Genomic DNA, 10400 nt, shown 5'->3' with positions numbered 1-10400 from the left:
ACGGTTGTGGCGCACGTCTTCGGTGAACGCACTCTGGCCACACTGGAGCGTCTTCTGAGCCTGCTGTCGGCCTTTGAGGTCGTGGTATGGATGACGGATGGCTGGCCGCTGTATGAATCACGCCTGAAGGGAAAGCTGCACGTTATCAGCAAGCGTTACACTCAGCGCATTGAGCGACATAATCTGAATCTGAGACAACATCTGGCAAGGCTGGGACGGAAGTCACTGTCGTTCTCAAAATCGGTGGAGCTGCATGACAAGGTCATCGGGCATTATCTGAACATAAAACACTATCAGTAAGTTGGAGTCATTACCCAAATTTGTGGTAATTATCCCAGAATGGAATATTTTCCTCGTCAAACCAGTGAGAATAAGAGGTTATCCAGGTCAGATTTTTATGTGGCTCGCCTTGTTTCTTATCTTGCAACCAGGGCAGCAAGGAAACGCCATCCAGCTTAAGGTCTTTTGGAATGCTGATATCGGCTGCATCAAGAGCTGTCGGGTAGAAATCCATTGCGGAAATCAGCTTGTCATAATTACCGGGTTGAAGTTTTCCTTTCCACCACATAAACATTGGGGTGTGAGTACCGCCAGGATAGGTCTGACTCTTATAGCCTTTTTGCGCCCCGTTCAGCGGCAGAGGACCATCGATAACCGCACCATTATCGGAGGTAAAGAGAATAATAGTATTATCATACTGTCCGTTTTTCTTCAGTTGTTCGAGAATGCGTTTTACACCCTGATCAACAGAATAAACGGAAGCGTAGTAGTTATCTGCTGTTTGACTACCGGTATTAAATTGCTTCTGATATTGATCCGGTGCAGGATTATCATTTGGCAGGTGCGGAGCATTATAAGCCAGGTAAAGCATAAAAGGCTGGTCAAGTGTTTTGGCACGATCAACAACGCCAATTGCCTCATCGGTTAACTGATCGCTGATATAACCTTTTGCGGGGACACGTTCACGATTTTTGAACAGTGAAGGGGAGTTGTAATATGCCGTTCCTGCAGCGTGGAATCCCATAAAGTAATCAAAGCCACGGTTTTGAGGTTGCCATTCTTCCGCAGAAAATGTGGTGAAGTTGTCATGATAGTCACGCGTTTGTTTATCTTCCGGTACCGGCACATTACTGATTTTTGACAAGTGCCATTTACCTACTGCTGCAGTGTAATAACCATGATTCTGGAATAATTCAGGCAAGAAAGTTTCTGTTAGCGGAATACCATCCTGAGCATCGGTATTGGAATAGACACCAAAGCGGGCGGGAGCTCGACCGGTCATTATTGCGGCACGGGAGGGGCCGGAAACACCGTGTGCCACATAGCCGTTAGTAAAACGTACGCCTTCATCCATTAATGAAAGGAGCGTCGGCGTTGATTTTTGTGCAGCTTCAATGGCTTTATCTATCCCTATTTTGTAGGTATCGACAACTTCACGATTTTCCATTGTTTTTGGGTCAAAAGATCCCTTATCAAAAGGAAGTTGTCCATAACCAAGATCATCCATGGTTAGTACGATAATATTTGGCTTTCCTTTGGTACTGTATTCAGTCGGCGTAAAGTCTGAGAAAGCAACGTTTGTTTTGGTTGCTTTCAGCTTTACATCATCTGCCGCATGAGCAGCAAATGCAGCCATACCAGATGCCAGTATCAAAGATATCGAGGTACTTACGACACTTTTCTTTAATGCAGACTTCATAAATGTTCCTCTTCTTATTGTACTTAATTCCGAAGTAATTTTACGAAGAGAAATAAGTGGATGTAAGTGAAGTTAGTCACATAAAGAGATAGCAGATTTAGCTAAAAAAAGGGAAATAACAGTCCATAAAGCGTTGACATTACTTTCTGTTCTATTAAGTAATTTCTCGCCGATAAACAACTAATTTATTGATATTTAATAAATTATTGCATTTTACTGACAAAATGCTGAATTGAGATCATAAATAATCATGCAACAGGTTATGCAAGTGCATAAATATGTGATGGATGTCACTTATTTATTTCAATAAATATATCGCCTAAAAACAACGCGGGGCAGGGAATGGCTGCCCCATATAATTCTTACGTAGCGTGCGTGGTTGACTACTCGTTAGCAAATAATCAAATAGCTAAAGCACTCATCGTGTTGCCCGTATTCATACCCGTGTGACTTTGACAACGGTACTCCTTAGAAACTCTCTTCGGACTGTTGCCGAAATGTTTGCGGAACGCATAAATAAAATAAGAAGTACTGGCATAACCACATTGTTCGGCAATTTTATTGACTGAACCTTCTACGCGTATCAAATTTTTTGCGTGCTGCATTCTGGCATCTAATAGAATCTGTGAGAATGTCGTTTGCTCTTGCTTTAGTTTTTTCTTCAACAGGCTTTCACTGATATACAGGCAGTCACAAATATCTTTCAGCTTCCATGGGTGCGCCAGCTTCATGTTGACAATATTTCTCACTTTTCCGGAAACGGATAGCACACCGTTAGTTAATAGTGTAATGAAACCTTTGCATGCGGCAAAAATAGACAGGCAAGAAAAAAGCAAAAGTTCTGAGAAATTATGATGATTGCGTTCTTCCGAGTTGAGATAAGCAATCATTTCATTAAGCAATCCAGTCGGTACATTTGAAGCACGTAAAAACTTCGCAGGAACAGGCACCGTCACTGTCTGGATGTTAGTGCATTGTAGATATTTTTTAATGGTATTTTCAGTAAATCCGATCTCTTTAAAATGCCGCTCATAAGGTTCAAAATGCGTACGAACAGCGTTATCTACCATCAGGATCTCGCCGTCAGAGAAGGCGTAATCTTTATCTAAAATGTTAGCGTTGAAGGCATGATGAATAAATATAACAGAACAAACGAGCGACATTTTATCTCCTTAAAACAATAAAGTTTTTATCGATACTTTTTTAACATTTCATATTTATAATTTGCTGTTTATTTTCAGTCTTGCAAACTATTGATAATGAAATGTGTAAGATCTCTTGCAATGCGACCCATTTCTGAAATACCCAGCTGATCAATTGCCGAAAAAAATGGCTATCAACGTAAGGGTCAGTAATAAGACAACCACAATTACAGACATGATTTCTTTATAGTTGTCTCTTTGCGTGATTTTGTTTTTCACTGTGGTCGCATGCATTTCAAATATGTTTATTTAGCGGATAACGTTAAAAATCGTTAATCAGTATGCTTAATATAACAGGCTGGAGAAAAGAGGAAATAGGACTGGCACTTCAGTACTGAGCGGAGTTTCTTACAGCTGTAGGCAGAGGTTTATATCTTATAGTGTGTGGTTTAATTTGATCAATGTGAGCAAATTGCGCGATAATAGTCAATGAGAAATTCTTCTGCTGTGCGGATGACAGCAGAAGAAATGAGGAGGCGAATTAATTTGATGGTTCTAATTCAACCGGAATACTTTTATAACCAGGAATGCCACTTAATGGATCGTGGTTATCAAGAGTTAGCATGTGATTCGATTCTGGAAAATAGGTCACCAGTGAGCGGTCAGCCATAGGGTAAATGACCACTTTTAATCTATCCATGCGGCGTGAGCTGCGCTTACCGTCTGGCGTAAGCGCAATAAGATTAACTCTTTCGCCGTTTTTTACACGGCAAATTTTAGCTTGTTTAGCACTCATAAAGACCACATCTCGTTGACCGAATACCCCTCGATAGCGATCATCCATACCATAAATCGTCGTGTTGTACTGATCGTGGCTGCGTACTGTCGCCATGACCAGCTTACTGTTAAACGCTGAAGAGGGATCTTCTAACAGCCCTTTGCTGGTAATGAAATTAGCCTTACCTGACGGCGTCATCCAGCGCCTTTCAGCAGCTGCATTTATCAGGTGAAAACCTCCAGGATGTCGGATGCGCTGGTTATAGTCGGCGAACTCTGGTAACACAGCTTCAATGTCATTGCGAATGCGATCATAATCTTCCACCAGATACTCCCAGGCTACCACGCTCTGGGGTAGTGCTGCCTGCGCGATTCCCGCGACCACTGCACACTCTGATTTCAGCATTACACCGGCGGGTTTTAACACGCCACGCGAGGCATGAATCATCGACATTGAATCCTCAACGGTTACCGCCTGCGCACCGCTTTTTTGCATGTCAATCTCGCTACGCCCCAGAACCGGCAGAATATAGCTATGCCGTGCGGTCAGCAGATGAGAGCGGTTAAGCTTAGTGGCTACGTGTACCGCCAAATCTAATTGCGTTAACGGTACAGCGCTCGCTTCCCGATCTGGCATTGCCAGTGCAAAGTTGCCCCCCATGCAGATCAATGCTCGAGCCTGCCCCGTGCATATTGCTTGCATGCTGGCAATTGCAGCATGTCCAGGTGCATGAGGTGGGGTGAAGCCATAGCGCTCACCCAGGCGAGCCAGAAACTCTGCAGACGGTTTCTCGGTGATACCGACGGTTCGGTCGCCCTGTACATTAGAGTGACCTCGTAGTGGGCAGATACCCGCACCAGGCTTGCCAATGTTACCTTTCATCAACAGCAGATTGACCAGTTGCTGTACATTCTGGGTACCATGTTCGTGCTGAGTGATCCCCATTCCGTAACAGATAATGGTGCGATCGGCAGCGGCATATGCGTCAGCCAGTTCGGCGATTTGTGTCTGACTTAGTCCAGAAATACGTTCGATATCTTTCCACTCGGAATTGAGAACGTCACGGCGTAGCTCGTCAAAGCCGACGGTATGCGTTTGAATAAATTCGTCATCAAGCAATGAGGGCCGACCTGCGGCACTTGCAGCATCATCGCGCTCAATTAACAGGCGCATCATCCCCTTGAGCAACGCCATATCGCCACCAATGCGCACGTTGTAGTACGCACTGGCCAACTGAGTCTCAGAGTTCGTCAGCATTTCAAACGGGTTTTGCGGTGCGGTAAATCGCTCCAGGCCACGTTCCTGTAGAGGATTGATGGCGATCATTTTCGCTCCCCGTTTCACTAAAGCGCGCAACGAAGTCAGCATGCGGGGGTGGTTTGTACCAGGGTTATGCCCAATGCAAATGACTAAATCGCACTTCTCAAAGTCTTCCAGCAACACAGTCCCTTTACCCACGCCGATACTCGCTGCCAAACCCACACTGGTCGGTTCATGGCACATGTTGGAGCAGTCGGGAAAGTTATTGCTCCCGTATTCACGGGCAAAAAGCTGATAAAGAAAGGCAGCTTCATTGGAAGTGCGGCCCGAAGTATAGAATTCAACCTGATTGGGATCACTATAGCTTTGAAGGCGTGCGCCAATTTCGTCGAAAGCTTGTTGCCAGCTTAATGGCTTGTAACAGTCGCTGACGGCATCATATTTCAAAGGCTGAGTGAGACGTCCCGCAGCCTCAAGCTCGTGATCTCCCCAGGTAAGTAATGATTGAACCGTATTCTCAGCAAAGAAAGAGGCATTTACCTGCTTATCCGTGACTTCCCAGGCGATTGCTTTTGCGCCGTTTTCACAAATGTCGAATGACGCACTGTGCTTAGGATCTGGCCATGCACAACCCGGACAGTCAAAGCCCTCTGGCTTATTCATGTCAAACATGGCAATAACATCCTGGCGTATATCCATCTGCTTACGTACTGCATTCGCTACGGATTTAACAGCACCCCAACCACCTGCAGCACCCTGGTAGGATTCAATTTTTTTCTTCATCTACTTATCCTGTGTGGAAATGAATTATTAGGATTTGTAATAGCGATGATGCACAGTACATACAAAGGGATTATCGCCAACATGGATATATAAGAGTAGGGGACTACTCTCTTTCTATTTTTAATCTATTATCGTTAAACAATAGATTAAATACGATAAGTTAAGCATCATCTCTCATAGTGTTTAAATTAACATATTTTTCAATATAAAAAATAAGACTCTGGCTTCAATTGTGCGCGGATTTTCTTACAGGTGTAGGATAATAGCCTTCACAAAATAATTATCCGCGCAATTTTCGTGAATGGAGCGCATAGACTAAGATCAAAATCACAATTATTCATAGATAAAAGTGACACCAATGACTGACTGGACGGTTCCGGCTGCAACCTTGTTTCCTGTTTGTCCATAGGTTGCGCTTAAACCCAGAGATACTTTGCTTTTATTTACTGTCCCTAGGGAGACATTTTCTCCCGTAGCCAGTATTTTTCCATTACGCATCAGAGAGACACCCACTTCCCATTTCTGATACCGTAGTGGACTCATTCCCGCAAGCTGCCTGAAGTGTTGATGGAAAGAGGGCGTGCTCATTTGCACGCGGTTTGCCAGCTTGAGTCTTCAACGCTGGGAAGATGCGGCAAACGGCAAATCTGCATACCAGCCAGCCTATATCCGTCATGCACAGGCCAATTATGAAAGAGGAGAGGCTTAAGTTCTGGAACCCTGAACGAATAACGACTACCAGAAAAGCACTTCGCATCACTCAGATATGATTTAACATAATATACATTATGCGCACTAACATAAACCAAGGGAGAATCCAGTCGTTGGCGGTCATGGTTGCTTATTAACAACGACCAAACCCCATATCTCACTTACTACCGTATTCTCGGCTTAACCGTCCATGCAACCTCAACACATTGGTTTCAACTGCCGTCACCACGTTCTCCGGAAAATCTGTCGGTAATGAAGTCTTCACGTTATCCAGTGCTGCCGGAATCATTCTGGCAAAGTCACTTAGGATTTCATGCATCTGCACTTCCGGGAATCTCAGCACCGTTGCTGTCGCCAAAAAATGTCGCGGATAAATTTTATCGATTGCCATTTTTTTGCCTTTGGATGCGTTAAGCCCCATTGCCAGTTTGAGATCGCTGATGTGTATTCCCGTACCGCCAAGGACCGGAAATGCTGAAATGATGTCGTAAAATGGCGTGAGTCGATAACTGCCGCCAGCCTGAATAAATACGGAGAAGTTTTTTGCATGGCCATCCGTTGCGCCAATCAACCACTGGAAGAATATCGTTGGATATTACAGCGCACTAAGACCGCACGAATATAACGGTGGGTTACCCCCAAACGAATCGGAAAATCGATACTGGAAAAACTCTAACTCGGTGGCCAGTTTTTGTTGACCACTTCACATATTCACGATCAGAGCGAACGACGCTTTGTGGTGGAATGTGACGGCGAAAAAGCCGGTCTGGTGGAGCTGGTGGAAATTAACCATGTACATCGCCGGGCAGAATTTCAGATAATTATCTCCCCGGAGTATCAGGGGAAAGGTCTGGCAACCCGTGCCGCCAAATTAGCAATGGACTATGGCTTCACCGTTCTCAATCTCTATAAGCTGTATCTGATCGTCGATAAAGAGAATGAAAAAGCGATTCACATTTACCGCAAGCTTGGCTTTACGGTTGAAGGTGAATTGATGCATGAGTTTTTTATTAATGGTCAATATCGTAATGCCATTCGCATGTGTATATTCCAGCATCAGTATCTGGCAGAGCACAAAACACCAGGTCAGACTCTCCTGAAGCCGACCGCACAATAGCATTAATAATAATCGATCGTATTTTTGATGGTGTAAACCCGTTCGACGGCGGGTTTTACTCCTTCATCAACAATGATCAGCTGACAGTCCACCGGATTGGCGTGACTGTCATATTCACAGCTCTGTTTTACATTACCAACTCGTTGATTATTCAGTAAAGTAACCGCTGTGTAATCTAATTTTTTGATCGGGTCCGTTGATGGCGTGGCGCTGACAGATAATGTTTTGTCGTTACTTTTCGTGGTTTTACCCAGTGGATAACCCTGATCATCATAGCGATATTCCATCTGCATTTGTTTGCTGCTGGCTTTAATCACGAAGCCATTATCATCGGTTTCCCAACTCACCCCGGCAGAAGGTAATTCTGCTAGCTGGCATTTTCCCTGTAAACGTACTCTCTTCTCCAGCGTCTCGGCATCACGGTAATAATTGGCGTCCAGTACCAGAGCGACCACGGTATTATTTTCCAGATCCAGTAATTCGAGTGAATCAAAACAGCCTTCTTCCGACAAAGTCCCAGAAACACGTTTCGTCACTTCACCTTGCTCATCCATTAATGTCTGAGTGAAATCTTTTACCGGACCACGCAGCGGATCAAAATCGAATTCATTAGAGAAACTGGCCATCTCAGGGGTAAATGAAAGTGTTACCTCTGTGCGGTCACATCCTGTGAGGAATATCGCGAGTAAGCATGGTAGTAATTTGTATTTCACAACAGTCACCAGAGAGTAGAGATGATTCTCAATCATAGTAGCAAATACAGTACTTTACACGTTAAATGCTATGCTTAAAGAAGTTATCTTCGCGTAAGGAGCTTATGATGAAACTCTCAACCTGCTGTGCCGCGCTTCTGCTCGCCCTCGCCTCACCCGCGGTACTCGCCGCGCCGGGATCCTGTGAGCGCATACAGAGCGATATATCACAGCGCATTATCAATAATGGCGTACCCGAAAGCAGCTTCACATTAAGTATTGTACCCAATGACCAGGTTGATCAGCCTGATTCCCAGGTCGTCGGGCATTGTGCTAATGATACGCATAAAATTCTCTACACCCGCACCACCAGCGCTAACGTCTCTGCTCCCGCGCAGTCTACCCAGGATGGCGCGCCTGCCGAACCGCAGTAATACATTATCGACTGAACGCCGGATATGACACATCCGGCGATTTGAACATACAACATAATCCCACCTTATTACTCATACCCTTCTATTGATGTGGATTAATAATTCTTAACCCAAAATGGGTAGACCTCCTCTATTGTTAGCGCGCTAAATATTCAATACATAAACATTTATATAACGATAAAGAACAGGGAGTGAGTTATGTCCAAAAATGACCGAATGGTGGGCATCAGCCGCAGAACACTCGTTAAATCAACAGCGATAGGTTCTCTGGCGCTGGCTGCAGGCGGTTTTTCTTTACCGTTCACCCTGCGCAGTGCAGCGGCAACGGTACAACAGGCCAGCGAAAAAGTGATCTGGGGTGCCTGTTCCGTCAACTGTGGTAGCCGCTGTGCACTTCGTCTACATGTTAAAGATAATGAAGTGACCTGGGTGGAAACTGACAATACCGGCAGCGACGAGTACGGCAACCATCAGGTACGCGCCTGTTTGCGCGGTCGCTCCATCCGCCGGCGTATTAATCATCCCGATCGCTTGAATTACCCAATGAAACGCGTGGGTAAACGCGGTGAAGGCAAATTCGAACGGATTAGCTGGGATGAAGCCCTGGATACTATCGCCAGTAGCCTGAAAAAAACCGTCGAACAATATGGCAATGAGGCTGTATATATTCAGTACTCTTCGGGGATTGTTGGCGGCAATATGACCCGCTCTTCGCCATCAGCCTCGGCGGTCAAACGCCTGATGAACTGCTACGGCGGTTCACTCAATCAGTATGGCTCCTACAGCACCGCGCAAATCTCCTGTGCCATGCCCTACACCTACGGCAGTAATGATGGCAACAGCACCACGGATATTGAAAACAGCAAGCTGGTCGTGAAGATGAATGGCTTCCTATTCGCCCGGGCACCGATGCCGCGCTGGTTGCGGGTATTGCCTGGGTATTGATTAACGAAAATCTCGTTGATCAACCTTTTCTCGATAAATACTGCGTCGGCTATGACGAAAAAACCTTACCCGCAGATGCACCAAAAAATGGTCACTATAAAGCCTATATTCTTGGTGAAGGTGATGATAATACAGCGAAAACGCCGCAGTGGGCTTCGCAAATTACCGGTATCCCGGTGGACCGTATCATCAAACTGGCGCGTGAAATTGGCACAGCAAAACCCGCTTATATCTGCCAGGGCTGGGGGCCGCAACGCCAGGCAAACGGCGAACTGACTGCACGCGCTATTGCTATGTTGCCTATTTTGACGGGCAATGTCGGCATCAGCGGCGGAAATAGTGGCGCGCGTGAATCGACCTATACCATTACCATAGAACGCCTGCCGGTGCTGGATAATCCGGTCAAAACGTCAATCTCCTGCTTCAGCTGGACAGATGCTATCGATCATGGTCCGCAAATGGGTAATGACTCCAACTTACTGATAGTGTTTTATGTTCAGATAATGCCCGATGACCTTGTCATGCAGCTCCACTGATTTTGAGAACGACAGTGACTTCCGTCCCAGCCTTGCCAGATGTTGTCTCAGATTCAGATTATGTCGCTCAATGCGCTGAGTGTAACGCTTGCTGATAACGTGCAGCTTTCCCTTCAGGCGTGATTCATACAGCGGCCAGCCATCCGTCATCCATACCACGACCTCAAAGGCCGACAGCAGGCTCAGAAGACGCTCCAGTGTGGTCAGAGTGCGTTCACCGAAGACGTGCGCCACAACCGTCCTCCGTATCCTGTCATACGCGTAAAACAGCCAGCGCTGACGTGATTTAGCACCGACGTAGCC

At 45.7% G+C, this 10400-nt stretch carries 4 protein-coding genes and 9 pseudogenes; 4 read left to right on the top strand and 9 right to left on the bottom strand.

The genetic code is table 11. The features are described 5' to 3' along the window. A pseudogene (locus tag BGK49_RS03795) lies at positions 1–300 on the top strand (IS1-like element IS1X2 family transposase); the annotation flags it as partial. A gap of 16 nt (positions 301–316) precedes the next feature. Here the strand turns inward: BGK49_RS03795 and BGK49_RS03790 are convergent. From BGK49_RS03790 to hipA, 7 genes and pseudogenes are all read right to left on the bottom strand, one after another. Next, positions 317–1699 (bottom strand): annotated as a pseudogene (locus tag BGK49_RS03790) (sulfatase-like hydrolase/transferase); the annotation flags it as partial. A 401-nt stretch (positions 1700–2100) separates the two neighbouring features. Then, positions 2101–2862 carry an acid stress response transcriptional regulator YdeO gene (gene ydeO / locus BGK49_RS03785; RefSeq protein ID WP_000060493.1) on the bottom strand — a complete coding sequence of 254 codons (762 nt, stop codon included), beginning with the start codon at positions 2860–2862 and terminating at the stop codon, positions 2101–2103. A 74-nt stretch (positions 2863–2936) separates the two neighbouring features. Then, a pseudogene (gene safA, locus BGK49_RS03780) lies at positions 2937–3135 on the bottom strand (two-component system connector SafA). A 247-nt stretch (positions 3136–3382) separates the two neighbouring features. Further along, a complete protein-coding gene (gene ydeP, locus BGK49_RS03775) occupies positions 3383–5662 on the bottom strand; it encodes an acid resistance putative oxidoreductase YdeP (protein ID WP_000726687.1) in 2280 nt (759 codons plus the stop codon). Between the two features lie 333 nt (positions 5663–5995). Beyond that, a pseudogene (locus BGK49_RS03770) lies at positions 5996–6175 on the bottom strand (fimbrial protein); the annotation flags it as partial. Between the two features lie 3 nt (positions 6176–6178). Next, positions 6179–6271 (bottom strand): annotated as a pseudogene (locus tag BGK49_RS28990) (AraC family transcriptional regulator); the annotation flags it as partial. Between the two features lie 259 nt (positions 6272–6530). Beyond that, positions 6531–6953, bottom strand: a pseudogene (gene hipA, locus BGK49_RS25275) (type II toxin-antitoxin system serine/threonine protein kinase toxin HipA); the annotation flags it as partial. Between the two features lie 114 nt (positions 6954–7067). Here hipA and speG point away from each other — a divergent pair. Next, positions 7068–7490: pseudogene (gene speG / locus BGK49_RS03760) on the top strand (spermidine N1-acetyltransferase); the annotation flags it as partial. Positions 7491–7492: 2 nt separating this feature from the next. Here speG and BGK49_RS03755 read toward each other — a convergent pair. Beyond that, a complete protein-coding gene (locus tag BGK49_RS03755; RefSeq protein WP_001321287.1) occupies positions 7493–8203 on the bottom strand; it encodes a YnfC family lipoprotein in 711 nt (236 codons plus the stop codon). A gap of 107 nt (positions 8204–8310) precedes the next feature. On the opposite strand from BGK49_RS03755, the gene BGK49_RS03750 reads away from it, so the two are divergent. Both BGK49_RS03750 and BGK49_RS03745 read left to right on the top strand, forming a co-directional pair. After that, the gene (locus tag BGK49_RS03750) at positions 8311–8616 is read left to right on the top strand and encodes a DUF1161 domain-containing protein (protein WP_005024271.1); all 306 of its coding nucleotides are present in this window, start codon (positions 8311–8313) and stop codon (positions 8614–8616) included. A gap of 198 nt (positions 8617–8814) precedes the next feature. Beyond that, a pseudogene (locus BGK49_RS03745) lies at positions 8815–10022 on the top strand (molybdopterin-dependent oxidoreductase); the annotation flags it as partial. A gap of 15 nt (positions 10023–10037) precedes the next feature. Here the strand turns inward: BGK49_RS03745 and BGK49_RS03740 are convergent. Next, positions 10038–10400 (bottom strand): annotated as a pseudogene (locus BGK49_RS03740) (IS1-like element IS1X2 family transposase); the annotation flags it as partial.

The organism is Shigella sp. FC1544, assembly GCF_001722145.1.
Classification (GTDB): domain Bacteria; phylum Pseudomonadota; class Gammaproteobacteria; order Enterobacterales; family Enterobacteriaceae; genus Escherichia; species Escherichia coli.
The sequence above is the reverse complement of the archived record's forward strand: the minus strand, read 5'-3'. Positions and strand labels throughout refer to the sequence as shown.